We start from the raw sequence: 24,873 nt of genomic DNA, 5'->3' as shown, positions 1-24,873 counted from the left end.
CCCGGCATTCCGGACCGGCCAAGGCGAGCCCCGCACATGGGGGAGGTTCGACCTCGATTGATTCCGTTCCACTCAACCTGCGAAAGTCATGCACTCTGCAATTCCCTGCTGCCGTAGTCATTCATCAGGCGGCGATCGAACTGCCACTCTGGCCAGAACATCCGGTTCCGGAAGCGTCGCGAAAGGCAGCTTGTGGCGGCGGGTTCCTCGGCTCCTCGCAGGAGTGGGAATGCTGTTGCTGGCCGCATGCAGCCCGGTGCATGTGGTCAGGTCAAACCAGGCCAGGACCTATGCAGGTCTCAGCATCCACGGGGAGCGTCGGATGGAGATCGTGCCAGCGGGTAGCACGCACGGGCACTACCAGACGGTGACTCTCGCCCCCGTCCTGCTGATGCCAGAGGTAGCTGCAACGCTGAGCCCGGGCGTCGGTGATCGCCTCAAGGCTGCCGTAAGCAGTCAGCTGCAGCGGCAGATCGACAGGCGCCTGGGCTGGAGCGGGGCAGGGCGGCCGGGAACGGGGCTGTTGCTGCTTGCAAGGATCACCTCGGTGAAGGAGGTGTCTGTCGGCCTGAACATTGCCACATCGGTCCTGATGGGACCGGTGAGCAAGGGGCAGCTTTCCCTCGAGATCGAGGCGATCGACGCAGGCACTGGCAGGCAGGTAGCACTGCTGCTGCTCGCCGACGAAGCCGATATGAGGGACATCCGGAAAAGCTACACCCCGGACGGTCATGCCAAGGCGCTTGCAGGCCGGTTCGCGATTGAGGCGGTGGAGTTCATCGCGCCAATGGTGCGATCACGGCAACTTCCCGGAGAGCGCAACTGCCGTGCGCTTCACCCCGGTTCCCAGGCCTCATCCGAACCGCGGCTGCGGGAAAGGGAGGGGGTAGGGAGTTCCAATTGCAAATGACTCTCACTACACTTGCGGCATCCAACCCCTTCCGTCGCCTATGGCGGCCAGAACTCCGGCTCCCAACGTGAATTCCCCGCCCCACCTGTGCAGACCGCAGGCATTTGCCCTGAGGGTGATGTGTCCACGCTAGGCCGGGGCACGGACAGCAACGCGGAACAGGCCTCGTCCACGGAGGCGGGCATTCCGGAAGACGCCTCGCCAATGGGCGGGAACCTCCTTGCGAAAGCCTATGCCCGCTGGCGCGGGCCCATTCTGCGCAGCCTTGCGCGTGTCAGAGGTGCGGACGGTGAGGACGCCCTGCACGACGGTGCAGTCAAATGGCTGGCGGCAAACCCTGCACTGGCCTCGTGCGACCAGCAAGGCGCCTATTTCCGGCGAACGGTGATGAACACCGTGGCCGATGAGTATCGTGAGCACACCGCAGGCCGCCGTCTCCAGACCCTGCCACTGGCAGATGCCGAGGATGCGGGCCAAGCCATCACCAGCGATGAATCACAGTGCCCGTTGCAGCTCAGCGCCCAGCGGCAGCGCCTGGAACGCCTTCGAGAGGCACTGGCCGAGCTGCCGGAACGTCAACGCGAAGCCTTCGTGCTCTGCCGCTTCGATGGGCTGACCCAGGAGGACGTGGCCGCTCGCATGCAGATCTCCCGCCGCATGGTGGTCAAGCACCTGTCGCGAGCGGTTGCCTACTGCGAAGTGCGGGTACGCTATGCGTCTCTGACACAGATGCAGGAACTGCATCGTCCGACCAAGGCGGGCGAGGCGTTGGCGCCTGCCATCGATGCTGATTTTCCCTGCCGATGACCGATCTCCCTTCTGCCGCAGGTTCCGACCCGTTTGCCCTGCATGAGGCGGCGGCCGCGTGGCTGGTACGGCGGCAGGATACGGCCTGGCAACCGAAGGACGAGGCAGCCCTGCAGAACTGGCTGGCCGAGAGCGAAACACATCGACAGGCGTTCGCCGATGTGACCAGAACCTGGCAGGACCTTGGCCAGCTGCCACGCCCCGTACTGGCCTCGGACGCGCATGCGGTGATCACCCCAGCAGTACCTGCACCTGCCGCTCTACGGCGGGGCAGGGCGGCGCGGCGTGCACGATCGTGGCGCCTGCCACGCGTTGCGGCGGCTGCGGCCGTGGCGATGCTGGCCTTGGGGTACGTCGGCTACGGTTGGTACGCCGCGCCCAGCTACGTACAGGACGTGGCCACCGGCGCGGGCGAGATACGTGATCTGCAATTGCCGGACGGCTCACGGATTTCGCTCAATGCACGCAGCACGCTGGCCGTGCATTTCTATCGATCCCGCCGTGAAGTGGTGCTCAGCCAGGGCGAGGCGTTCTTCGAGATCGCCCCGGCGGCGGACCGGCCCTTCACCGTTGATGCCCAGCGCAGCCGGGTGACGGTGGTCGGCACGGCCTTCAATGTGCGCAATGGGCCGGGCGAAGTCGTGGTCAAGGTGCTGCATGGGCACGTGCGAGTACAGCCGGATCGCGCCGAAGGTGCCTCGCCGGTCAGCCTGCGCGCCGAACAGGGCCTGGCCGTTACCACGCTCACAGCCGCCTACCGCTCCATTGCCGCCAGTGCAGACAGCGTTGGCGGCTGGCGCAACGGGCGCCTGGTGTTCCGGCGCACGCCGCTGGACGAAGTGGCGCAGGAGGTGGGGCAGTATCTGGGCCATCCCGTTACGCTGGGACAGCCAGGGCTGAAGTTCCTGCCGGTCTCCGGCTACGCAGCCACCGATGCCCCGGCCACCTTCCTGGAAGCACTGCCGGATCTGTTGCCGGTGCAGGTGACCCGCAATGCCCAGGGCGGCTACCGCATCGACGAACGGCCTGTGACCCGCTGACGCCGGAACGAAAATTTCTTCCGGCGCGGGTTCCCACCCCACCGCCATTTTCCGTTTACCCCAGTGAGGCCAGTAGCGGCCAAGCATGATGGAGCGGTAATGGGGTACATGAAGATCAAGCGCGCACTTGTTGCTGGCGCGTTCTCTACGGGGGTACACGCCAAGCGGCTGCCGTTGCTGGCACTGTGCATTTCCAGCGCGCTGGCAGCGCCGGCCATTGCACAGTCGCAGCCGGCTGCACGCGTGCAGTTCAATATTCCGGCGCAACCGCTGGATGCCGCACTGCGCCGCTTTTCCGAGCAGTCCCGGCAGCAGGTGCTGTTCAGCGAATCGGCGGTGGCGGGCCGTCGCGCTCCGGCCTTGACCGGCAGTTACACGCCGCAGGAGGCACTGGCGCGCCTGCTGGAGGGCAGTGGCGTGCGTGTCAATGCCACCCGTCCGGGCGTGTTCACCCTGGCGCAGGACGCAGCAGCGCCTGCGCGCAGCAAGGATGCCCAGACCACCCTGCAGACGGTGAACGTGACCGCCAATGCCCCAAGCGATGGCGCTTACACGGCACGTGAGCTGAGCCTGGGCAAGCTGGGGCAGAGCATCCGCCAGACCCCGCAGTCGGTCAGCGTGATCACCCGCCAGCAGCTGGACGACCGCAACCTCACCACGCTGGACGAAGCGCTGGCACAGACCACCGGCGTGACCAAGACCGCCCGCAACTTCGGCAACCACAAGTTCTCGATCCGCAGCTTCACCGTGGACGACAGCAACTATCTGGTCGATGGCGTGGCCGGCATTGTCTATGCCCCGGTGGGCTGGCTGCCGATCGACACCGCCGTGCTGGAACGGGTTGAAGTGCTGCGCGGTGCCGGTGGCATGATGCTCGGCGCGGCCGACCCCAGCGGGGCGATCAACATGGTGCGCAAGCGCCCGCACGACCAGGCTCATCTGGATCTGGCCGCAACCGTGGGCTCGTGGGACAACTACCGCGTCGAGGTGGATGGCGGTGGCCCGCTCAATGCTACCGGCAGCGTGCGCGGCCGACTGGTCGCCGCCTATCAGGACCGCGACTACTTCCAGCGGGGCACCTCATCGAAGACGCCGGTGGCCTATGGGGTGATCGATGCCGATCTGGGCACGGATACCACGCTGACCTTCGGTCTGCGCCATCAGGCCAGTAACACCGACGGCTACTGGCTGTTCGGCCTGCCGCGCTACACCGATGGCGGTGCGCTGGACATCAAGCGTTCCACCTCGCTCATCCAGGACTGGAATCGGCAGGAGGGCTCCGTCGACGAAGCCTTTGCAGAGGCGGAGCACCGCTTCAACGAACGCTGGAAGGCACGCCTGTCGGTGAACCGCACCGAGTCGGACCTGGACCAGCGTGTCGCGGTTCCGCTGGGCGGGGTGGACCGGGCCACCGGCATCGGCTCGCGCTTCTATGACATCTATTTCAACCGCTCGCGCGTGCGCAGCGATGGCATCGACCTGCACACCACCGGCAGTTTCGACGCCTTCGGCCGCAGCCATCAGCTGCTGCTGGGCGCGATGTGGTCGCGCCAGCGTACCCGCCAGAGCTCGGCGGACCTGGCCATCGACGTGCCGATTGATGTCTACGCACCCGACCACAGCGCCATCGCGCAGCCGCTGCAGCCCGCGTGGGACTGGTCAGAAAATGCCCGCGCCCAGCAGAGCGGCGTGTACAGCAACCTGCGCCTGCAGCTGGCAGAACCGCTGCACCTCACGCTGGGTGGCCGACTGAGCTGGGTGAAGTACCAGTCCAGCGATGGCTTCACCGGCGCCAAGAGCCGCGACTACGAACAGAAGCACGAATTCACCCCGTACGCCGGCCTTGTCTACGACCTGGGTCCGCAATGGTCGGTCTATGCCAGCTACGCCGATACCTTCCAGCCGCAGAGCTCGTACGTCACCGCGTCCGGCTCGGTGCTGGATCCGGCCATCGGCGCCAACTACGAGCTGGGCGTGAAGGGTGAGTTGAACGATGGCCGCCTGAATGTCTCCGCCGCAGTGTTCTCCATCCGCAAGACCGGCAACGCCGTGGTGGACGAATCCGACCCGGGCAGCTGCCGTGGCTCGCTGGCGTCGTCCGATTGCTACCGCAATGGCGGCAAGCTGCGCAGCAAGGGCTTTGAGCTGGAGGCCAGCGGCGAACTGGCGCCGGGCTGGCAGATGATGGCGGGCTATACCCACGTCACCAGCCGCGACGATGAGGGCGCGACCATCAGCGCCGAGACGCCCCGCCACCTGCTGCGCCTGTCGACGTCCTACCAGCTGCCGGGCAAGTGGAACGCGTTCTCTGTGGGCGGTGGTGTATCGGCACAGAGCAGCTACTCCTATCCGGCCTACGACGACCCGGACTGGCGCATGGGCGCAGCGGGACGTGCCGTGTGGGACCTGCGCGCCGGCTACCGGATCAATCCGCGCTGGAGCGTAGGCGTCAACGTGGCCAACCTGTTCGACACCCGCTACTACGCGATGATCAGCCAGATCCGCCGCGGCAACTTCTTTGGCGAACCCCGCAATGTGATGCTGACGCTGCGCGGCTCGCTGTGATCTTCCGCAACCGGCGGGGCAACGGCCTGCCCGCCACGGGGCAGGCATGAAAGCGGGCTTCCGGCAGAGCATGTCGTGGCTGCACACCTGGTGCGGCCTTACCTGTGGCTGGCTGCTGTGCGCGATCTTCCTGACCGGCACGCTCAGCGTGTTCCGTGAGCCGATCACGCGATGGATGGAGGCCGGCCCCGTGCCGGCCTCCTTGCCGGCGGTCGACACCGCAACGCAGGCGGTGCGTGCGCAGCACTGGCTGGCTGCAAATGCCGCTGATGCCCGGTCATGGCAGATCCGTTGGCCTGCCCAGCAGGGTTGGCCACTGGAGCTGTCGTGGGAGGATGGCGACGGCACCGCGCACGAACGCTGGGTGGATGCCGGCACAGGCATGCCACAGCCTCCACCTCGTCTTCGGGAAACCGAAGGCGGGCGCCACTTCATGTCCTTCCACTACACCCTGCACGGCGGCATGGCCGGCTACTGGCTGGTGGGCTGGATCACCGCCTGCATGCTGCTGGCGCTGGTGTCCGGCGTGGTGGTGCATAAACGCATCTTCAAGGACTTCTTCACCTTCCGCCCGGGCAAGGGACAGCGCAGTTGGCTGGATGCGCACAACCTGAGTGCCGTGCTGACCCTGCCGTTCCTGTTCATGATCGGCTACACCGGGCTGACGTTCTTCTACAGCAGCTATCTGCCGTGGCCAGTGCACGTTGCCTATGGCGATGCGGAAGGCGCCTATGCGCGCTACGAAGCCGAGCTGTCGCCTGCGCAGCCGGCTCCGCCAGGCATCCTGGTATCCACCGCGCAACTGCCAGACCTGCAGCAACTGCTGGAACGCGCGCAGGCCATCAGCGGGCAGCCGCCGGCATTGATCATGGTCCAGGCGCCCGGCACCGTGCACAGCGTGGTGGAGGTGATCGGTCGCAAGCCCGAGGGGCGCGCAGACAGGCATCTGCTGACCGAGGCCAGCCGCGCGGTGTTCGATGCTGCCAGCGGCACGCTGCTGCAACAGCATGGCGCACACCCGCATGCCATTGGCGCTGTGCAGGTGCATGAGACGATCGAAGCACTGCACAAGGCCGATTTCGGCGGCTGGCCAATGAAGTGGCTGTACTTCATCAGCGGCCTGCTGGGCACGGCGATGATCGCCATCGGCACGCTGCTGTTCTCGATCAAGCGGCGCAAGCGCAGTGAGCATGAGTTCGGCGCGGCCACGGCAGGCATCTATCGCTGCGTGGAAGCCTTCAACGTGACATCGCTGGCTGGGGTGGCGCTGGCAAGCATCGTCTACCTGTATGGCAATCGGTTGCTGCCATTGGAAATGAGCGGTCGCAGCGCATGGGAAATACGCATTTTTCTTACGGCCTGCGCCGCCTCGGTGCTGCACGCGCTTTGGCGCCCACCTCGCCTGGCCTGGATCGAGCAGCTGTGGCTGGCCGCAGCACTGTGCCTGGCGCTGCCGTTGGTGAATCTGGCAACCACCGGGCAGGGGCTGCTGATGTACCTGCAGCGGGGCGCATGGCAGCAGGCTGGGGTGGAGCTGGTCGCACTGGCCTTCGGGCTGATGCTGGCAAGGATGGCCCTGATGCTGCAGCGCCGTTGGCCAGGGGCGCAGGAGGCGGCGCGCCCTGCCAAGCCTCCGGCCGGGCGGGAGCCGGCCTATCGCTGGCAGGTGGCGAGCCGTGTGCTGGCCGCCTCGCTGGGCGGCTACGTGTTCACCGCCGTTACCGCTTCGGCACTGGCGTTGTTGTTGCCCGCGCTGGTGGGGGTAAGGACGTCCGCTTCGGTCCTGGCCAGTTCACTGCTGGGGTTCGTGCTGTTGATTGCCGTTGCTGTGGGCGTCTTCAGTGCCCGCAGTGTTGGGAGGGTGTGGCTGAGTCTGGCGGCGGGGAGTGCCCTGATGGGGTTGCTGGTGGCGATGCTGCGGACGGGGTGAGGCCAGGGGGGGCGTTGGCCTGTCACATGCTTCCGTCCAGCCTCTTCCGGAAGAACGCCCCCAGCGCTGCAAACGGAATCAGATCGGTGCGGTCGTACAGATCCACATGGCCTGCACCCTTCACCCACAGCAGTTCCTTCGGTTGTCCCGCCAGCCGGTAGGCCTCCTCACTGAATTCCTTTGAATGCGCCTGATCACCCGCAATGAACAACATCGGACGCGGGGAGATGGTCTCGATGTCGTTGAACGGATAGAAGTTCATGAACTTCACGTTGCTGGTCAGCGTCGGGTGGGTGGTGAGCTGCGGTGATGAACCAGTCGGCGTGAACTCGCCGCGCGAAGTGCGGTAGAAGTCGTAGAACTCGCGCTGGATCGGATGAGTATCTGCCTCAAGCCTATGCACCGTGCCGGAGGTGTACTGTGCGGCGCCGCCCTCGGCTTCGACCCAACGCTGGCGCGCGGCAGCAGCAATCACGGCCTTGCGCTGCTCAACGCTCTGCGAGCGGTTGAGGGCACTGCGGTTCGCAGCGCCCATGTCGTACATGCTGACGGTAGCAATGGCTTTCATGCGCGGGTCGATCTTGGCCGCACTGATCACGAAACTGCCACTGCCGCAGATGCCAAGCACGCCGATCCGTTCGCGATCCACCTGTGGCTGCGTGCCCAGGTAATCGACGGCTGCACTGAAGGCCTCGGCATAGATGTCCGGCGCAACTGCATTGCGGGGCTCGCCCGCACTTTCACCCCAGAATGACTGGTCGATAGCCAGGGTCACGAAGCCTTGTTCAGCCAGCTTCTGTGCGTAGAGATCCGCACTCTGCTCCTTCACTGCGCCCATGGGATGGCCCACGATGATCGCGGGCAATGCTTGCCCAGGCCTGTGGTTCTTCGGTACGTACAGATTGCCGACGATCTGCATGTGGTACTGGTTGTTGAAGTGCACTTTTTCGCTGATGAGCTGGGTGCTTCGATAGAAGTTGTCGGCGTCGCGGGTCATGTCCTGTCCAATTGCAGTGAAGGGGATGGTCGCGAGGACCAGAGAAAGCAGCAGCGTCTTCATTCGCTCATCTCCGAATACTCTTCGTCGCTTACTTTCTCCAGCCACGTCACCGGGCTGCCATCCACCGCCTCGGCAATCGCGATGTGGGTCATCGCCACTGCGGCACTTGCGCCATGCCAATGCTTCACGCCCGGGGCGATCCACACGGTGTCGCCCGGACGAATCTGCTGGCGTGGCTGACCCCACTGCTGCACCCAGCCCACGCCTGCGGTCACGATGAGGGTCTGGCCCAGCGGGTGGGTGTGCCAGGCCGTGCGTGCGCCGGGCTCAAAGGTGACCGTTGCACCTCCTACGCGTGCCGGCGCAGGGCGTTGGAACCCGCCATCGATGCGCACGTTGCCAGTGAAGTAGTCAGCGGGGCCCGCCACGGACGATGCGCTGCCAGCAGGCGTTATGCTCAGATCATCGCTGGCCGGGCCGCCGCCGGTCGCAGGCGCAGCCATGGATATCAACGTACCGAGAAGCATGGACATGGGGAGTACTCCAGGAGTTGGGGGATTACCAGGCGTAGGCATTGGGCGCCTCGCCACCGGGGCCAGGCCAGATCGCATCCAGTCGAGCCAGTGAAACATCTGAGAGCTTCAGCGCAGGGGCCTTCAGGTTCTGCAAAAGCTGGTCCACCGTGCGCGGCCCGCTCAGCGCGGTGGTCACCACCGGGTTGTGCAGCAGCCAGGCCAGCGCCACGTCGGCGGGCGCCTCACCCAGTTCATCGCAGAACGCTTCATACGCTTCCAGCTGCGGGCGCAGCTGTTCGATACGCTGCAGGAGGTGCGGGGTAGCGCGTCGGCCATTGGCGACATTCTTCAGCACGCCGCCCAGCAGGCCCATGCCGATCGGGCTCCAGGGGATCAGGCCGAGCCCGTGGTAGCGCAGGGCCGGGATCACTTCCAGTTCCACCGTGCGCTGGGTCAGGTTGTACAGGCTCTGCTCGGCCACCAGGCCGAAGGTGTGCCGCGCGGTGGCCACGCCCTGTGCGGTGGCGATGTCCCAGCCGGCAAAGTTGCTGCTGCCCACGTAGGTGATCTTGCCTTCGCGGATCAGCTGTTCCATGGCCTGCCAGATTTCTTCCCATGGCGTGGCCCGGTCCACATGGTGCATCTGGTACAGATCGATGTGGTCGGTCTGCAGTCGGCGCAGGCTGGCCTCGCAGGCGCGGCGGATGTGGTACGCCGACAACCGGCGATCATTCGGGCCCAGCCCCATCGGCTGGTACACCTTGGTCGCCAGTACCAGACCATCACGCTTGCCACTGCGCTTGAGCCAGCGCCCGATGATCTCTTCAGACACGCCGAAGCCCTGCGCCATGTCCGGCGACTGCGGTCCGCCGTAGACGTCTGCGCTGTCGAAGAAGTTGATGCCGGCGTCCACGGCGGCATCCATGATGGCGAAACTGGTTGGCTCGTCGGCAAGCTCGCCGAAGTTCATGGTGCCAAGACCCAGCCGGCTGATCTTCAGGCCCGATCGGCCCAGACAGGTGTAGTGCATGGGGGACTCCTTCAGGTATGGACAGGCAGGCGATGGTGCTGCGCCGAGCGCGCAGCGATGCAGGACGTGACCACCGAGCCCAACAGCAGGACAGCGCTGAACCAGAACGTGGCGCGGTAGCCCTGGTGGTCCAGCAGCAGGCCGCCCACGGTCGCACCGACGGCGATGGCCATCTGCACCACGGCTACCATCAGGCCGCCACCGGCCTCGCCGTCATCGGGCAGGGTGCGGGCCAGCCACGACCACCAGGCCACGGGCGCCGACGTGCCAAGCAGGCCCCACAGGGCGAACAACACCGCCACCCTCGGCAGCGTGTTGCCGAGCAGGATCATGCACACCGCCACCACGGCCATCAGTGCGGGCAGCAGCACCAGTGTGCGGAAGAGTGCCTTGTGCACGAAGGGCTCGATCAACAACGTGCCGGCCAGGCCCGCAGCACCCATCAACAGCAGCAACAGCGACAACGTCGAAGGTGATACGTGCAGCGTGCCTTCCACGAACGGGCGCAGGTAGGTGAACAGCGAGAACTGGCCCATGAAGAACAGGCTCACGCCCACCATGCCCCACGCCACCGGCGGGCGCTTCAACAGCGCGAACACATTCCAGGAAGCGCGCCCGGCGGTCGCCTTCATCGATGGCAGCGCGGCGATCTTCCACAGCAGGGCCACCACAGCCACCGGCACCAGCGAGAAGAACGCACCGCGCCAACCGATGATGGCGCCGAAGTAACTGCCCATCGGCGCCGCAATGACCGTGGCAAGCGCGTTGCCGCCGTTGACGATGGCCAGTGCGCGGGGCACCTGGTGCGAAGGAACCAGGCGCATGGCGGTGGCGGCCGACATGGCCCAGAAGCCACCGATGGCCACGCCGATCAGCGCACGGCCCAGCATGAACACCGGGAAGCTGGGCGCCAGTGCCGCCAGCGTGCCCGAGAGGATCATCGCGGTAGTGAGGCCCAGCAGCAGCCATTTGCGGTCCAGCTGTCCGGCCAGTGGCGAGACCAACAGGCTGGTGACCAGGGCGAACCCGCCGGACACCGCGATGGCCTGTCCGGCCTGGCCTTCACTGACGTGCAGGTCGGTGGCGATGGGCGTCAGCAGGCTGACCGGCATGAATTCGGAAGCGACCAGCGCGAAGGCGCCGAGTGACAGGGCCAGCACCGCACCCCATTCCCTGGGAGATGCCGAGCGGACAGGCGCGGCCGTGCTCGCCCCGGTCGGGGGGAGATTGAGTGAACACATGAAGGTTTCCAGGCCCAAAAAGGGCGATGACGGCGGAAAGCTCCGGCGGCCGGAGCTCCCCTGGTGGGGAAGGGGGCCAGTCTGGACCACGCAGAGGTACTTGATTAGATAATCAATTTCGAATGGGTCAATTAGTTGCGCTAATCAATCCCTGTGACACACTGCACGCATGGCACGACGCAACTTCAATGACCTGCTGGCTTTCGTGACCGTAGCGCGGGAGGGCAGCTTCACCCGTGCGGCAGGTGTACTCGGGGTTACCCAGTCCGCACTGAGCCAGGCCATCAAGACCCTGGAAGAGAGTCTCGGCATCCGGCTGCTGACCCGCACGACGCGCAGCGTTTCGCCGACCACGGCAGGCGAGCGCCTGCTGCAGTCGATCGGCAACCACTTCGACGACATCGAGATGGAGCTCGAAGCACTTACTGCATTGAGGGACACGCCAGCCGGGCAGGTCAGGATCACCAGCGGCGACCACGTACTGCGCACGGTGCTGCTGCCCAAGCTGATGCCGCTGCTGCACCGCTATCCGGACATCCGCATCGAATTCGACGTCAGCTATGCACTGCGTGACATCGTTGCCGACCGCTTCGACGCCGGTGTTCGCCTTGGCGAATCCATCGACAAGGACATGGTCGCCCTGCCCATCGGCCCACGCCTGCGCATGGCCACCGCAGGGACGCCGGGCTACTTCGCTGCGCACGGAATGCCGAAGGTGCCGGGCGATCTGACTGGTCACCGGTGCATCAACATCCGTCTTCCCACCAGCGGTGGACTGTATGTGTGGGAGTACGAGAAGAAGGGTCGCGAGATCAATGTGCGCGTGGATGGCCCGCTGGTGTTCAGCACGTCACCGCACATGGTCGATGCCGCGCTTGATGGCCTGGGCCTGGTGCATCTGCCCGTTGATGAGCTGGCACCCCATCTGGAAAGCGGCCGCCTGGTGCGGGTACTGGAGGACTGGTGCCCGCTGTTCCCCGGCTATCATCTGTATTACCCGAGCAGACGGCAGCCATCCCCGGCGTTCAGCCTGGTGCTCGAGGCATTGCGGGTCTAGGTCGATGTTGCCTCGATGACCGTCCGGCATCACAGCCGCGATGGGCTCACTGGAACAGGATCGCCGCCCTGCAGCCGGCCCTCGCGTGCGGGTTCTTCGCTACCGATCCGGAAACGTGCCGCATCCCAACCGATGCAGAACACGGCAAGAGTTTGACCAGGCGGAACGCACGCCTGGACAGCCCACCCGTCAACTGGGCGGGGCACGTTCTAGAGTACCTTGCAATGCGTATTCTGGACCTTCTGGACACACTGCGTTCACGGTCACCGACACCCGCGCTCACCACACTGCACCTTCCTTACGCACGAAGAGGTGCCACATGGCCACCTGTGATGTATGCGGCAACAACTACGACAAGAGTTTCACCCTGCAGCAGGGCGGACGCAGCGGAACCTTCGATTCGTTCGAGTGCGCGATTCATGCATTCGCGCCGCGCTGTGCACATTGCGACTGCGCGGTGATCGGGCATGGCGTTGAAGGAAAGGGCCAGATCTTCTGTTGTGCACATTGCGCCGGTCATGCCGGTGTACAGGGTGTAGCGGACCGGGCCTGAACTGCCTCGATTTGATCCTGCCGATTACGCAGAAACCAGCGACGAAAGTCGGACGACCCGGGCTGCGCCCGAGTCTGCCAGCACTGCCAGTGCATGCCGTTTCTGCGAGGGCATCGCCGCCACAGCTTCCAATGCCACCACGACCTCGAACTCCCTGGCGTTGGCGTCCAGCGCCGTGGCCAGGACACACGAGTCGGCCGTCATGCCAGTGAGGCAAAGACGGCGTACTCCCAGCTTGGCCAGCAGAATCGGCAAGGGACTGGCGAGGAACGCCGAGTGCTTGGGCTTGAGCACGAAATAGTGGCCGGGCAGGGGGGAGAGGGTTGTGGCAATTCGGGCAGCCGTCCCCCCGTCCCGCTGGCACTGCTCCACTTGCTGGCGGAAGTCCCGCTTCCAATCTGAGAAGTTGTCATTGGCATAGATGACTGGCCACCCTTGGTCATCGAAGTGGTCTCTCAGGCGGCGGATCTGCCGGGCCGCGTTCTCTGCCGCTGGCGCCAGCGCGTCTGCACCTGGGAAGTCGAAACGACTGAACATGTCGATGATCAGCAGGGCGGTAGAAGGGCGGCGTGCCATGCCTCAATCTCCTGTCTGCGCATGCGGCGCTTCGACCGGCTTGGACTGTGGCGAATCCTTCTGACGCAGGAAGATGGTCAGCACAACCAGAGACAGCACGGCCAGAAACTCACTTTGCCAGTTCTGCATCGATTCGAACCAGAACGTGCTGCTGGCCAGGTGCTCGAGAAAGCCCGGCACTGGCAAGCCCTGCAGCCGCTGCTCGGCCTGCTCGGCGCGCCAGCTTCCCAATGCGTGCAGCGTAAAGCTGGCCAGGAACAACAGGCCGAAGGCGATGGCAAGCGAATGGCCATAGATGATTTTCCATGCGCCACCACGCCTCACGGGCCAGGGCGTGGGCCCCCGCTCGACGCGATTCTGTTCCTGCGCAGGGTCCAAGGGCCGCGATTCGGCCGAACCGCGCTGGCGAAGGCTCACTGTCAGAAGGACATACATCCCCATCTGCAGGAATTCGCTCTCCCAGTTCTCGAATGTGGCGCTGACGAAATGCCCGGTTGCCAGGTAGTGCCAGAGATCGATCGGCGTGCGTCCGTGCTGCAGCAGCTCCTGGTTGTGCACGTGATGTCCCGCAATTGCCTGCCCACCAATGAATACAACGGTGAGCACAAGCAGCACCAGCGAGAGACCGTTGCGCTTCCACATGCAACACCTCGTTCAGGCTGTTTCAATGGCCATGATGAAGCTTGCGCCGCCAGCGGGCCATGAGCTGTGAATCCGGCGCATCCAGTATGTGAGGCGGTCTCAACGTTTCCCTGTTGGATCGGGATCAGGACGCTCGTAGTCCTCGGGTACAGCCTTGGGCCCATCGCCATCGTCGGGCATGTCGTGCTCCTTCCATCTGGCTCGATCATTGCGCCGCTTGTCCGGCGTATGTGCCTTCGACTGATCATCCACGTCCGTGGTCGGATTGAAGGGGAGCTTGTCGGTCATGGGTTGCTCCTGCAGCAGGAGGTTGAAGCGTGCGGCCAGTGCGGTTAACGCGGTGACGTCGCGAAATGAACACCATGCACACCGGGATGTCACCGCAGGGGGAGGGGGGTGTTGCGATGCTGGAACCCCCTCTTGCTGGAGAACCGCGATGCAGGCATTGACCTACCACGGCCGCAAGGATGTACGCGTCGAGACCGTGCCGGACCCGGTACTGGCGGCTGATGACGATCTGATCCTGCGTGTTACCGCTACCGCCATCTGCGGCTCGGACCTGCATCTGTATCGGGGCAAGATTCCGGATCTGCACGATGGCGATGTTCTCGGCCACGAATTCATGGGCATCGTGGAAGAGGTCGGCAGCGGCGTCACCCAGGTCAAGCCGGGGGATCGGGTGGTGATTCCCTTCGTGATCGCCTGTGGTGAGTGCTTCCACTGTCGGCTGGCCGAGTATGCCGCTTGCGAAACCACCAATACCGGCAAGGGCGCGGCGCTGAATCAGAAGGGCCTTCTGCCGCCGGCCGCGCTGTTCGGATACAGCCATCTGTACGGTGGGGTTGCCGGTGGCCAAGCGGAGTTCGTGCGCGTGCCCAAGGCGAATGTGGGCCCGCTACGTATTCCGGAAGGCGTGGCCGACGAGCAGGTCCTGTTCCTGTCCGACATCCTGCCCACCGGCTACCAGGCCGCGCTGAACGCAGGGGTGAAGCCGGGCTCAACGGTGGCCATCTTCGGTGCGGGCCCGGTCGGGCTGATGAGCGCGGCCTGCTGCCGCCTGCTGGGGGCCGAGACCATCTTCATGATCGATCATCTTCGGTACCGCCTTGACTATGCGCGCCGCGCCTACGGGGTGACCCCCATTGATTTCAGCGAGATCGAAGACCCGGCCGATTTCATCCTCGCCCAGACCAGTGGACGGGGTGTGGACGCCTGCATCGAGGCGGTGGGCTTCGAGGCCGAGGGCAGTGCGCTGGAGTCAGCGTTGACCGCTGTAAAGCTGGAAGGCAGCAGCGGCGTGGCGATCCGGCAATGTATTGCAGCTGCACGCCGCGGCGGGGTGGTCAGCATCCCAGGCGTCTACGCCGGCTTCATCCATGGCTTCCTGCTGGGTGACGCGTTCGACAAGGGGCTGACGTTCAAGATGGGGCAGACCCATGTGCAGGGACTGATGCCGGAACTGCTCGACGCAATCATGGAAGGAAAGCTGGACCCGGGCGACATCATCTCGCACAGGATGCGACTGGCCGATGCGGCGCAGGGCTACGCGATGTTTGACGCCAAGGACGACGACTGCCGCAAGATCGTATTGACACCCTGAGCATGCCGCCATGAGCGCGATCGTCATGGCATGCGTCTATGCGCTCTGGTTGGCCGCCGGTTGGCTCGACTTCCATTTCCACCGGCGTACCGACCTGCCGCACACCTCTGCGTTGCGGGAAAGCGCATTGCACGGGCTGCAGCTACTGCTGATTGGTAGTGGCGTGCTGGCATGGCTCCTGCTGGAGAATACCCGGTCACTCGTCGCGCTCCTGGCGCTTCTGGTGATCGCACACGCGATCACCGGCTATTTCGACACCGTCAGCGCGGACGGCCGCCGGCGTATCAGTCCAGCGGAGCAGCACGTGCACAGCGTGCTCGATGCCGCGCCCTGGGTTCTGCTGGGCTGGGTCGGCTGGCACGCGCAGCCGCGGTGGTCGCTGAGCGTGGATCCTGCGGCGCTTGAGGCCTGGTGGCTCGTGCTGTTGCCGGCGCTGGTACTGGTGGTGCTGCCATGGCTGTGGGAATTGCAGCAGTGCCTGCGCGTGAGGCAGCAACGGCGTGGGACAGGTGCGTGAGGATCACTGCGCGGGGCATTCATGTGCCCGCCACACCTCCAAGACAGTGATATGACCGCCTGCCGCCTACGTTCATGACATATCTTCATTGCAGAAGCCCTCATGCAGGATGCGACGCCGCCATCATCGTTGATCAACCGCGCCCGCCAGGTGTTCGTCCAGCAGCCTGAACTGCCATTACCGGGATGCGGGCAGACACTGGATCGTTGGAGGGCGCTTGCGGCGTTGGGGGGCGAAGATCTCTGCCTGGCCAAGGTGCTGGAGGCGCACTACGACGCGCAGGCGATCATGGCCGAGTTGAAGGCACCGTTGGCTGCTGAAGGCCAACTGTGGGCTGTGTGGGCGGCAGAAGGCCCGGCGAGCACACTTCGCATCGACGCCGAGGGCAGACTGCGCGGGGACAAGCCTTGGTGCTCGGGCAGCGCCTGGGTGGATGCCGCATTGGTCACGGTTCGCAGTGCTCAGGGGGTGTGGCTGTGCCAAGTCGCAGCGGAGCACTGGGGTACGCTGTCGGGTGAGCCATGGCCCGCCGTCGGCATGGCCGGGATTCCGTCCACCACCGTGCGCTTTGATGCCGCGCCAATGGTGATATTGGGGGCTCGCGATGACTATCTGCAACGACCGGGCTTCTGGCATGGAGGCGCGGGTATGGCGGCGGTATGGTTTGGCGCAGCGGTCGCGTTGGCCGAACGCATGCGATCAGCCTGCACCGAGGGAAATCGTGCACGTCTACTGGGTGAAGTGGACCTCGCGCTGGCGCCGGCAGCGGCGCTGCTTCGCGAACTGGCGGCACGCATCGATGCCGAGCCCGAATCGGCGCATCGCGAGGACGTGGTGCGGATACGTTGCGTGGTCGAGCGTGCGGCTACGCGCGTGCTGGATCTGGCGGGTCGGGCCCTGGGCCCGGCCCCCATGTGCCTGGAAGATGCCCATGCCCACCGCTGCGCTGACCTGACCGTGTTCCTTCGCCAGAACCACGCCGACCGCGATTGGGAATGGCTGGGTGGGCGGCGGGCGGCCCAGGAGGCGACATGGGCGCTGTAGCCAAAGCACCGCTGCAAGGCGAAGGAACGCAGGAACAGGCGTGGCTGCGCTGCAATTGGCTCTGGCAGCAGCCGATTACGCCGGCAAGCGCGCTGTGCACCGGGCATGACCGCCTGGTGGTGGTCGCGCCGCACCCGGACGACGAGATCCTCGGCTGTGGCGGACTGCTCCATCACGCAGTGGGGCAGGGCATGGAGGTGAGCGTCGTTGCCGTGACCGACGGCGAAGCATGCTATCCGGGCGAGCCGTGGTGGACGCCAGGGCGCTTGCGGTCGGCACGGCGGGCGGAGCTTGCCGCGGCCCTTGGCGAACTCGGCATCCCGGCCGGTTCCATATTTCACCTGGGTATCGCCGACGGCGCGGTCAGCACGCACGAACAGGGCCTGGAAGGCTGGCTGCAACAGCATCTGCAGCCGCGTGACCTGATCCTGGCGCCATGGCGGTTTGATGGCCACCCCGACCATGAAGCGGCAGGGCGTGCTGCCTGCCACGCCGCCCGGGCGGTGGGGTGCCGCCGTCTGGAGTACCCGGTCTGGGGATGGCACTGGCTGGATCCGGCCTGTGCACATATGGCGTGGGAGGTGCCCAGACTGGTCGACATTTCAGCAGTAGCGGCCGCGAAACGAAACGCGATCGCGCATTTCCGGACGCAGACGGGCGACGTGCCGGGCTTGAACAGCCCTCCGGTGCTGCCCGCGCATGTACTGACCCGATTCTTCCGAAACTACGAGGTTTTCCTGGCATGAGCGCGCAACCGTACTTCGATGACCTGCATGAGCAGGAGGACCCGTTCGGCTACCGAAGCCGATGGTATGAAGAACGCAAGCGTGCACTGCTGCTGGCAAGCCTGAGCCAGCGTCATTTCACTCGCGGGTGGGAGCTGGGTTGTTCCAATGGCGTACTGACCGAGGCCCTGGCCGCCCGTTGCGAGCGACTTCTGGCAACCGACATCAGCCCGCGTGCTGCGTTCCAGGCGCGCCGCAACCTGGCCCACCTGCCGCACGTGCAGGTCCACTGCGCCAGCCATCCCGAGCAATGGCCGCCGGGCCGCTTCGATCTGATCGTCTGCGGCGAAATGGGCTACTACCTGGGAGCCGGCGCGCTGCGCGAGCTGCGCACCGGTATCGGGGAAGCGCTTCGTGATGATGGACTGCTGGTGGCCTGCCATTGGCTGCCCTCGTTCCCGGGGCGCGCGAGCCGCACCGAGGTCGTGCATCGATGCCTGGGTGAAGGCCTGCAGGAGGCCTTCCACTATCGCGACGCGGACTTCGTACTGCAGGGCTGGACGCGCGGCGCGATGTCGTTGGCCCGACTGGAGGGCCTGCGGTGATAGGCGTGCTGGTTCCGGCCCACAACGAGGCAGCCAGCATGGAGCGGTGCCTGCAGTCGATCAGGAGGGCGGCCCTGAATCCCGGGCTGGGTGGCGAAGCGGTGGAGGTGATTGTTGCGCTGGACGATTGTTCGGACGCCACGGAATCCATCTGCGCCCAGCAACGGGTTGATACGCTGCGGTTGGATGCACGCTGCGTCGGCATCGCCCGAGCCGCCGCCGCCGCCGAGCTGCTGGGCCGGGGTGCAAGATGGCTGGCGAGCACGGACGCGGACAGCGAGGTACCTCCTGAGTGGCTGGTCGCACAGCTTGAGGGACGCCGGGACGTCTTCTGCGGGCTGGTGGACATCGCAACGAACTGCAGCGCCGAGGAGCGCCTGCGCAAGGCGTTCCGGAGGCGGCAGCAATGGGAGGACGATCATGGGCGTATCCACGGCGCGAACCTGGGTGTTTCCGCCCAGGCCTATCGTGCGGCAGGCGGCTTTTCGCCACTGCACTGCGGGGAGGACGTCCAGCTGGTGAGGACATTGCAGCGTCTCGGCGCTGATGTGCGGTGGGCGGGGGCGCCGCTCGTCATGACCAGTGCCCGCCTGGCAGGGCGCGCGACAGGCGGGTTTTCAGCCTATCTGGCGGAGATGGGCGGGTTGGGCGCCGCACCGGCGGCGGGCCAGCCGATCCTGTTGGCTTGAAAATCAGCCGCTTCGGCGTGCCATGGCGGGATGCAACGGAAATGCTGTTAAAAACACCGGTTCGCCGGGCGATATGTGACCAATTCACGTTTGGCGTTTACGGTCTCTCAACGACACCAGCCTTAGATTGAGCGACCGGGAGAGCAGGAGCGCCACCATGCCGAACAGAGCCATTGTGTATGTCAGCGAAGCCGTCGCTGGATTCACGTCCGCGCGCTTGGAAGCACTGATGGAAGATGCGGCCCGCTTCAACCGATCAGCGGGTGTGACCGGCGTGCTTCTATTCGACGGCCGGCACTTCCTGCAATACATGGAGGGCCCCGCCGACGGGCTGGATGTGGCCTTCTCCCGCGTCAGTGGCGCCGGCAGTCACACCGACCTGATGGAGCTTGCTCGCGGGCGTGTCGGGCAACGGCGGTTGCCGTTCTGGCCAATGCGCTGCCTGCCAGTCAGTGCGGATGAGCTGCGGATGATCGCCCTTGCTGACTGGACCAGTTTCATCCAGCGGGCGGCGACGAACCAGGCGGGAGCTACCGCGATGGAAAAGCTCCTCTCGATCGTCGAACCCTATGCTAAAGCGGCCTGACTGGTCGATGCGTTGCTGTAGGCCGACCCTCCCGAATTTCGCAGGGCGGCGCAGGACAAGTGAAATGGGTTTTCCCTTGCTGACACACCACTGAGTTGACTGCGACGCAGGATCAGTGCGTGGTCAAGGGCGTGCAGGCATCGCCCATCACGCGTTGGACGGCCTGCTGCAACTGGGCGATGTGGAACGGTTTGGCCACGAAGGCCGCGCTTCGGTGGCGCTGCGGCACCAGTTGGTCGTAGACCGCAGACACAAACAGGAACGGGATGCCAAGCTCGGCCAAGCGATCGGCAACCGGAAAGACCACGCCGTCACGAAGCTCCACATCCAGCACGGCGCCATCGAACGTCTGCTTCTCCAACAGCCCCATCGCATCAAACACGCTATACGCATGGGTTACCTGGCCCCCTCCGTCTTCGAGCGCCTGCTCCATCAGTGCGGCCAGATCGAACTGATCTTCCACCAGCAGCAGGTTGCACCTGCGCCAGCTCATATCGGGTTGCATGCGCGCATGCCTGTATTGCCTCGGGAACTGCAGTGTGTGCTGTGCTGCATCAACGCTGCGCGTGTGGAATGTCAGCCCGGTGCGAAGCTGGGAAGGTGTCGCCAATGCTGTCGAGGTGGCGTGGAAAGAGCGCGGCGTTCCTTGACGGCATTTTGGCAGCGGCCATGGATTATTGCCGCCATCTTCGACACTGGAGCTTCTGCCATGCATCGACCTGGAACCGATCCCGCTTCGCCACGCGTGCTGCGTGTCGAGAGCATGTCCCTAGACTGCGGTGGCACCGCCGTTGTTGTAGAGCTTGACCGCACACCCGAACGGGTGTGGATGAAGTCGCTGAAGCGAGCCGTTCAGGCCAACACCGCCCTGGAGGGGGCGCAGGCCAAGTTCGATGGCCGTTTTGTGTATTTCGTGGGCATGGAGGAGAGTGGGAATCGCGTCCAGCATCACGTGATGCAGGCGCTGATTTCGGCGGAACCGGGCCGCGACCCGGCCAGGCCCAAGGGTTTCCCGGGCGCAGCACTCTCCAGCTCGATGACCGCCTGAGTGCGACCTGGGCCGATACGGCATTCCGCCTTGATTGCCACTGTCAGCCCATGCCGGCCGCCCTCGCGGCTGAAGCCCGCCATGTGCTGGCACGCGTGCGCACATCTGAAGCGCACGTTGCGTGTAGACGCGATGCGCAGCGGCCACGCCACAGCTCGACGCAACCTCCACACCGGTGTCACCGCGCGTACGATGCGCGTCGCTAAGGTAGGGCTGTCTGCAACAGCCGGTGGTGTCATGCCTCTTCGCGCAATTGCCTATGTAAGTGAAGCGTCCGACAGCCTGACTGCGGAATGACTGCAGCAGCTTGTGATGGACGCGGTGCTGTTCAATGAATCCGCCGATGTCACCGGTACGCTGTTAATTGATGGCAGCCGCTTCCTGCAGTACCTCGAAGGCCCCGAGGCTGGGGTCAACGGCGCGTACAAGCGGATCCTGGCAGCCGGCAGCCACAGCGGCGTGGTTGAGCTCAACCGGGGGAGGGTGGGGCGGCGGCAGTTCCCCCATTGGCGGATGTGCTGCGTGCGGGTGGATGAACTGGCGCTGGGAAAGATCGCCATCTCCGACTGGACAGGCTTCGTGCGCAGCGCATCGGCGCTGGCTTCAGGCACCAGCGCGCTCGATCGCCTGTTGTGGGTGACGCAATCAAATCTGGAAGGCGTTGCCAGCCGCGCTATCGAACCTGACGGCTGGGTGGCGCGATGAATACAACTCCGTCGCCGTCTGGTCCGGTACGCATCGGTTGTGCCGGCTGGTCCCTGTCCCGGTCGGCGCAGGAAGCCTTTGGGCAGGGCAATAGCGTTCTTCAACGCTATGCCACCCGCCTGCCCATGGTCGAGATCAACTCCTCGTCCTATCGTCCGCACTTGCCCAGTACCTATGCGCGGTGGGCTGCGAGCGTACCGGACCATTTCCGTTTCGCAGTGAAGATGCCGCGCTCGATCAGCCATGAACATCGGCTTCGCGATGCAATGCCGCCGCTGCAGCGGTTCCTTGATGGGGTGCTGGCACTGGGTGACAGGTTGGGTCCGCTGTTGCTCCAGTTGCCACCCAGCCTGGCATACGAACCGGCGACGGCGGAGAGCTTTCTGCAGGGTCTGCGCGAACGCGTCCAGGTCGATGTGGCCTGTGAGCCGCGCCATCCCAGTTGGTTCACTACGGAAGCGGACGCCCTGCTGAGCGACCATGGTGTTGCACGGGTTGCCGCGGACCCGGCACGGGCGCCCTCAGCCGCGATTCCTGGCGGGGACCGCTCCTGGAGCTATTGGCGCTGGCACGGCCAGCCACAGATCTATCGCAGTGCGTACTGTGAACAGACCCTGGCGGAGTTGGCGCAACGGCTGCGGCGCGAAGCCGACACGCAACGATCAGTCTGGTTCGTACTGGACAATACCGCGCTGGGCCACGCCACAAGCAACGCCCTGCGCCTGCAGGCCTTGCTGCAGGAGGACGAGCATGCCTGAGGGCCCATCCATTGTCCTGCTGTGCGAGGCTGCGAGGCATTTCAAAGGGCACGTCGTCCGCGCGGTTTCAGGGAACAGCCGGATCGATCTGTCGCCACTTCAAGGACGCAGGGTGAAAACCGTTCGAAGCTGGGGCAAGCATTTCCTGTTGGAGTTCAGCCACCAGACCCTGCGCATCCATCTGATGATGTTCGGCAGCTGGCGCATCGACGAACGGAAGCCAACCCCTGCGCGGGTGTCCCTGGGGTTCGACAATGGCGAGCTGAACTTCTATGCCTGTTCCGTAAAGCTCATTGGCGAGCCATTGGACGACGTCTATGATTGGCGCGCGGATGTGTTGAACGATGCCTGGGATCCGAAGCTGGCTCGGCGCAAGCTGAAGGCAATGCCGGACGTCCTGGTCTGTGACGCGCTTCTGGACCAGACCGTCTTCGCCGGCGTCGGCAACATCATCAAGAACGAGGTGCTGTTCCGCATAGGCGTGCACCCGGCCACTCGCTTGGGCAACCTGCCGCCGCGCAAGCTCACCGCCTTGATCACGCAGGCACGCGCCTACAGCTTCGATTTCCTGGAGTGGAAGCGCCGCTTCGCGTTGAAGAAGCACTGGCAGGTACATACGCGCAGGATCTGCCCGGTCTGCGGTGGCCCGATCAGCAAGCTGTACATGGGTACCACCCGGCGGCGCACCTTCTTCTGCCCGAACGACCAGGTGCTGTACGAACCCTGAGGCCGCCTTCCATGGCGGCCGGGCTGCATTCCCCGCGGCTCAGGCAGCCTGCGCGGCCTTGGCGTTGCCGCCGCCCTTGGCCAGCAGGGTGAGCTTTTCATCGGTCGCCTTCTCTTCCTCCAGCGTCTCCAGCAGCAAGGGGAGGGCATCCTTGTAGCCCAGCTGTTTGGCCAGCGCGGCGATGGTGCCGTAGGACGCAATTTCGTAATGCTCGACCTTCTGCGCGCCACCAATCAGCGCGGCATCACGCACAGGGCCCATGTCGATGCTGTCAATCACCTCCTTGCCTTCCTCTACAAGACCCTCCATCGCCGCGCACTTGATGCGCTTCAGGCGGATGCCAAGCACCTCCACCACCTGGTCGATGCGCTCGATCTGGCCCTGGGTTTCTTCCAGATGCGTTTCGAACGCCGCCGCCAGATCCGGATTCTCGGCCGCACGGGCCAGGCGCGGGAGGGCCTTGGTCAGCTGCTTCTCGGCGCTGTAGATGTCCGAGAGTTCGTGGATGAACAGGTCTTCCGCCGTCTTGATAGCCATAGTGGGCTCCGCGTTGAGTGGAGCGCTCAGCGTAGGCGTCGCCCGGTTGCGCCAAAGCAGGGGCCAGGTGAAGGCTGCATGGGAACGTCAGCAGAAAGCCTGCGCGCCGTCTTCACGAAGCGGCGCCCGTCACCGTGTGTGGCTGCATTTCGCTGCCGGCAGGCCTTCGGCATGGCTTCACGATGGCATCGTAGCTTGGGGCTGCTTGCGTCCCCGGTCGATGGCCTCCGTCGGAACAGCGCTGCAAGCCCTGCCGGGCAGCGCCTTGCACCAGGACATCCCCACGCGGGTCTGCCGCCGTCGCGGCCCCCTTCAGGCCTCGGCGGCCGCGTCCGCATCGCAAGGCATGCAACGCTCTTTCTTGAACTTGATGTCTGCAGCGGTCTTCGCCAGTGCCTCGTAACGCTGGCGTATCTCTTCAAGGTGAGCGGGCTCCATCGATTCCAGGTTCAACAGCTCCTGGTTGGCATCCTTGCTGACCCGGATCAGTTCATCCAGCTTGATGTGCAGCGCGGCCGTATCGGCGTTCTGCGTATGCTGGATCAGGAACACCATCAGGAAGGTCACGATGGTCGTCCCCGTATTCACCACCAGCTGCCACGTATCATTGAAGTGGAAGGCCGGCCCGCTGGCGGCCCAAGTGATGATCACCCCCAGCGCGGCGACGAATGCGCCCAGGCTGCCGGACAATCGTGCCGTTGCGGCCGCCACACGGGCAAAACCGCGCCCGATCACGCGTCACCTCCCGCGGCCTCCTTATCCGTGCGGCGGTCTGGCAGCGTGACCCGCTCCCCAAGGCGCTTGGCCTGCTCTTCGGGGGTTGGTGCAGCAACAAAGGGAGAGATCGGGTCACTGGCGGGGAAGGTTTCCTGCAGCGCTTCGTCATGGTTGCGGCGGTTGTGCAGCTTCGCCTGCAGTGGACTGACAGGATCGGGATTCTGCGCTTCCGGGTCCGGGTGGGGAAGGTCTTTCTGATCACGTTGCATGGTGCGGTCTCCAGGTTGGGTGCCACGGCTCAGGTGGCGCGCCCAGCATAGGAACTGCATCGTGAGCGGCCCCATCAAGGGCGGAGCAACGTGGCGTCAAGCCTTCAGGCAAAGCGCGTTAACAATCAGCAGGGCGGGGGTGTTCGGGGTCGGCCGCGACGGCGCCAGGCCATCACCTGGCCCACCACGGCCGTCAACAGCAACATCGCATTGGTCACCACGAAGACGGTGCTGCCCAGCATCGCGCTGTACACGGTAAACAGCGCGGACGCGGTCATCTGGCCCACGAACAGCCACTTCGATACCGCCTCGGGGTTTGGCGACTGCCACTGCTTCACCATCTGCCGGATCAACGTCGCCATCAGGACCGCCGTGGCGATCCAGCCAAGTACATCGGGATGCATGATCGCCTCCTATCGTGCAGATGACTCACGCTAGCCCTTGGCCGCGCAACGGCGTAGCAAGGGGGGTGAAGGTGGC

Annotated in this window: 30 protein-coding genes; 18 read left to right on the top strand and 12 right to left on the bottom strand. The window is 64.9% G+C overall.

What is annotated here, in order from left to right:
- Positions 1-229: 229 nt before the first annotated feature.
- The 5 genes from ACMZ91_RS08025 (at position 230) to ACMZ91_RS08005 (ending at position 7,252) form a co-directional block, all read left to right on the top strand.
- Positions 230-910, top strand: a complete 681-nt coding sequence (locus tag ACMZ91_RS08025; protein WP_414576531.1) for a DUF3313 family protein — start codon at positions 230-232, stop codon at positions 908-910.
- A 120-nt stretch (positions 911-1,030) separates the two neighbouring features.
- Entirely contained in the window at positions 1,031-1,717 is a 687-nt protein-coding gene (locus ACMZ91_RS08020) for an RNA polymerase sigma factor (protein ID WP_414576529.1), read from the top strand.
- Positions 1,714-2,757: a FecR family protein gene (locus ACMZ91_RS08015; RefSeq protein WP_414576527.1), complete on the top strand. Its 1,044-nt coding sequence runs from the start codon at positions 1,714-1,716 to the stop codon at positions 2,755-2,757. The genes ACMZ91_RS08020 and ACMZ91_RS08015 overlap by 4 nt, the downstream gene beginning before the upstream one ends.
- Before the next feature lie 108 nt (positions 2,758-2,865).
- Positions 2,866-5,322 (top strand): TonB-dependent siderophore receptor, encoded by a 2,457-nt coding sequence (locus tag ACMZ91_RS08010; protein ID WP_414576525.1) that lies wholly within the window; start codon positions 2,866-2,868, stop codon positions 5,320-5,322.
- Positions 5,323-5,368: 46 nt separating this feature from the next.
- Entirely contained in the window at positions 5,369-7,252 is a 1,884-nt protein-coding gene (locus tag ACMZ91_RS08005; protein ID WP_414576523.1) for a PepSY-associated TM helix domain-containing protein, read from the top strand.
- 22 nt (positions 7,253-7,274) lie between these two features.
- Here the strand turns inward: ACMZ91_RS08005 and ACMZ91_RS08000 are convergent, their stop codons facing one another.
- The 4 genes from ACMZ91_RS08000 to ACMZ91_RS07985 are packed head-to-tail and all read right to left on the bottom strand — an operon-like array spanning position 7,275 to position 11,038.
- Positions 7,275-8,312: an alpha/beta hydrolase gene (locus tag ACMZ91_RS08000; protein WP_414576521.1), complete on the bottom strand. Its 1,038-nt coding sequence runs from the start codon at positions 8,310-8,312 to the stop codon at positions 7,275-7,277.
- A complete protein-coding gene (locus ACMZ91_RS07995) occupies positions 8,309-8,785 on the bottom strand; it encodes a (R)-mandelonitrile lyase (RefSeq protein ID WP_168356089.1) in 477 nt (158 codons plus the stop codon). The genes ACMZ91_RS08000 and ACMZ91_RS07995 overlap by 4 nt, the downstream gene beginning before the upstream one ends.
- A gap of 25 nt (positions 8,786-8,810) precedes the next feature.
- Entirely contained in the window at positions 8,811-9,797 is a 987-nt protein-coding gene (locus ACMZ91_RS07990; protein WP_049422287.1) for an aldo/keto reductase, read from the bottom strand.
- Positions 9,798-9,808: 11 nt separating this feature from the next.
- Complete coding sequence (locus ACMZ91_RS07985; RefSeq protein ID WP_414576519.1) at positions 9,809-11,038, bottom strand: MFS transporter; 1,230 nt, start codon at positions 11,036-11,038, stop codon at positions 9,809-9,811.
- 169 nt (positions 11,039-11,207) lie between these two features.
- Here ACMZ91_RS07985 and ACMZ91_RS07980 point away from each other — a divergent pair, with 169 nt between their 5' ends.
- A complete protein-coding gene (locus ACMZ91_RS07980; protein ID WP_006367409.1) occupies positions 11,208-12,095 on the top strand; it encodes a LysR family transcriptional regulator in 888 nt (295 codons plus the stop codon).
- A gap of 319 nt (positions 12,096-12,414) precedes the next feature.
- Positions 12,415-12,648 carry a metallothionein gene (locus tag ACMZ91_RS07975; RefSeq protein ID WP_049422290.1) on the top strand — a complete coding sequence of 78 codons (234 nt, stop codon included), beginning with the start codon at positions 12,415-12,417 and terminating at the stop codon, positions 12,646-12,648.
- A gap of 24 nt (positions 12,649-12,672) precedes the next feature.
- Here ACMZ91_RS07975 and ACMZ91_RS07970 read toward each other — a convergent pair whose 3' ends face one another.
- The 3 genes from ACMZ91_RS07970 to ACMZ91_RS07960 all read right to left on the bottom strand — a co-directional run bounded on the left by ACMZ91_RS07970 (position 12,673) and on the right by ACMZ91_RS07960 (position 14,154).
- Entirely contained in the window at positions 12,673-13,224 is a 552-nt protein-coding gene (locus tag ACMZ91_RS07970) for a cysteine hydrolase family protein (RefSeq protein WP_134950739.1), read from the bottom strand.
- Between the two features lie 3 nt (positions 13,225-13,227).
- The gene (locus ACMZ91_RS07965; RefSeq protein ID WP_257470664.1) at positions 13,228-13,866 is read right to left on the bottom strand and encodes a DUF6766 family protein; all 639 of its coding nucleotides are present in this window, start codon (positions 13,864-13,866) and stop codon (positions 13,228-13,230) included.
- 99 nt (positions 13,867-13,965) lie between these two features.
- Positions 13,966-14,154 (bottom strand): hypothetical protein, encoded by a 189-nt coding sequence (locus tag ACMZ91_RS07960; protein WP_080355380.1) that lies wholly within the window; start codon positions 14,152-14,154, stop codon positions 13,966-13,968.
- A 148-nt stretch (positions 14,155-14,302) separates the two neighbouring features.
- On the opposite strand from ACMZ91_RS07960, the gene ACMZ91_RS07955 reads away from it, so the two are divergent.
- From ACMZ91_RS07955 to ACMZ91_RS07925, 7 genes are all read left to right on the top strand, one after another.
- A complete protein-coding gene (locus ACMZ91_RS07955) occupies positions 14,303-15,466 on the top strand; it encodes a zinc-dependent alcohol dehydrogenase (RefSeq protein WP_107431976.1) in 1,164 nt (387 codons plus the stop codon).
- A 10-nt stretch (positions 15,467-15,476) separates the two neighbouring features.
- Positions 15,477-15,983: a hypothetical protein gene (locus ACMZ91_RS07950; protein ID WP_049463406.1), complete on the top strand. Its 507-nt coding sequence runs from the start codon at positions 15,477-15,479 to the stop codon at positions 15,981-15,983.
- Between the two features lie 102 nt (positions 15,984-16,085).
- Positions 16,086-17,027, top strand: a complete 942-nt coding sequence (locus ACMZ91_RS07945; protein WP_277778436.1) for an acyl-CoA dehydrogenase middle domain-containing protein — start codon at positions 16,086-16,088, stop codon at positions 17,025-17,027.
- Positions 17,015-17,773: a PIG-L deacetylase family protein gene (locus ACMZ91_RS07940; protein ID WP_049463403.1), complete on the top strand. Its 759-nt coding sequence runs from the start codon at positions 17,015-17,017 to the stop codon at positions 17,771-17,773. The genes ACMZ91_RS07945 and ACMZ91_RS07940 overlap by 13 nt, the downstream gene beginning before the upstream one ends.
- On the top strand, positions 17,770-18,357 hold the full coding sequence (locus ACMZ91_RS07935) for a class I SAM-dependent DNA methyltransferase (protein WP_049463402.1): 588 nt from the start codon (positions 17,770-17,772) through the stop codon (positions 18,355-18,357). Before ACMZ91_RS07940 ends, ACMZ91_RS07935 begins: the two co-directional genes overlap by 4 nt.
- The gene (locus ACMZ91_RS07930) at positions 18,354-19,046 is read left to right on the top strand and encodes a glycosyltransferase family 2 protein (RefSeq protein WP_277778437.1); all 693 of its coding nucleotides are present in this window, start codon (positions 18,354-18,356) and stop codon (positions 19,044-19,046) included. Before ACMZ91_RS07935 ends, ACMZ91_RS07930 begins: the two co-directional genes overlap by 4 nt.
- 157 nt (positions 19,047-19,203) lie before the next feature.
- Positions 19,204-19,632: a BLUF domain-containing protein gene (locus ACMZ91_RS07925; RefSeq protein ID WP_049463400.1), complete on the top strand. Its 429-nt coding sequence runs from the start codon at positions 19,204-19,206 to the stop codon at positions 19,630-19,632.
- 112 nt (positions 19,633-19,744) lie between these two features.
- Here the strand turns inward: ACMZ91_RS07925 and ACMZ91_RS07920 are convergent, their stop codons facing one another.
- On the bottom strand, positions 19,745-20,137 hold the full coding sequence (locus ACMZ91_RS07920; RefSeq protein WP_049463399.1) for a response regulator: 393 nt from the start codon (positions 20,135-20,137) through the stop codon (positions 19,745-19,747).
- Between the two features lie 324 nt (positions 20,138-20,461).
- Here ACMZ91_RS07920 and ACMZ91_RS07915 point away from each other — a divergent pair, with 324 nt between their 5' ends.
- The 4 genes from ACMZ91_RS07915 (at position 20,462) to ACMZ91_RS07900 (ending at position 22,870) form a co-directional block, all read left to right on the top strand.
- Positions 20,462-20,680, top strand: coding sequence for a hypothetical protein (locus ACMZ91_RS07915; protein WP_049422351.1), 219 nt, complete (start codon positions 20,462-20,464; stop codon positions 20,678-20,680).
- A gap of 297 nt (positions 20,681-20,977) precedes the next feature.
- Positions 20,978-21,385 carry a BLUF domain-containing protein gene (locus ACMZ91_RS07910; RefSeq protein ID WP_414576611.1) on the top strand — a complete coding sequence of 136 codons (408 nt, stop codon included), beginning with the start codon at positions 20,978-20,980 and terminating at the stop codon, positions 21,383-21,385.
- Positions 21,382-22,143: a DUF72 domain-containing protein gene (locus tag ACMZ91_RS07905; protein ID WP_049463396.1), complete on the top strand. Its 762-nt coding sequence runs from the start codon at positions 21,382-21,384 to the stop codon at positions 22,141-22,143. Before ACMZ91_RS07910 ends, ACMZ91_RS07905 begins: the two co-directional genes overlap by 4 nt.
- Positions 22,136-22,870, top strand: coding sequence for a DNA-formamidopyrimidine glycosylase family protein (locus ACMZ91_RS07900; RefSeq protein WP_049463395.1), 735 nt, complete (start codon positions 22,136-22,138; stop codon positions 22,868-22,870). The genes ACMZ91_RS07905 and ACMZ91_RS07900 overlap by 8 nt, the downstream gene beginning before the upstream one ends.
- 39 nt (positions 22,871-22,909) lie before the next feature.
- Here ACMZ91_RS07900 and ACMZ91_RS07895 read toward each other — a convergent pair whose 3' ends face one another.
- The 4 genes from ACMZ91_RS07895 to ACMZ91_RS07880 all read right to left on the bottom strand — a co-directional run bounded on the left by ACMZ91_RS07895 (position 22,910) and on the right by ACMZ91_RS07880 (position 24,797).
- Entirely contained in the window at positions 22,910-23,407 is a 498-nt protein-coding gene (locus ACMZ91_RS07895; RefSeq protein ID WP_049463394.1) for a YciE/YciF ferroxidase family protein, read from the bottom strand.
- 312 nt (positions 23,408-23,719) lie between these two features.
- On the bottom strand, positions 23,720-24,142 hold the full coding sequence (locus ACMZ91_RS07890) for a low affinity iron permease family protein (RefSeq protein ID WP_049463393.1): 423 nt from the start codon (positions 24,140-24,142) through the stop codon (positions 23,720-23,722).
- Complete coding sequence (locus ACMZ91_RS07885; RefSeq protein ID WP_049463392.1) at positions 24,139-24,393, bottom strand: hypothetical protein; 255 nt, start codon at positions 24,391-24,393, stop codon at positions 24,139-24,141. The genes ACMZ91_RS07890 and ACMZ91_RS07885 overlap by 4 nt, the downstream gene beginning before the upstream one ends.
- Before the next feature lie 125 nt (positions 24,394-24,518).
- On the bottom strand, positions 24,519-24,797 hold the full coding sequence (locus ACMZ91_RS07880) for a hypothetical protein (RefSeq protein ID WP_049463391.1): 279 nt from the start codon (positions 24,795-24,797) through the stop codon (positions 24,519-24,521).
- Between the last annotated feature and the right edge of the window lie 76 nt (positions 24,798-24,873).

It is taken from the genome of Stenotrophomonas sp. FR024 (genome assembly GCF_047500745.2).
GTDB lineage: Bacteria > Pseudomonadota > Gammaproteobacteria > Xanthomonadales > Xanthomonadaceae > Stenotrophomonas > Stenotrophomonas maltophilia_A.
This window is presented reverse-complemented; position numbering and strand designations above follow the sequence as displayed.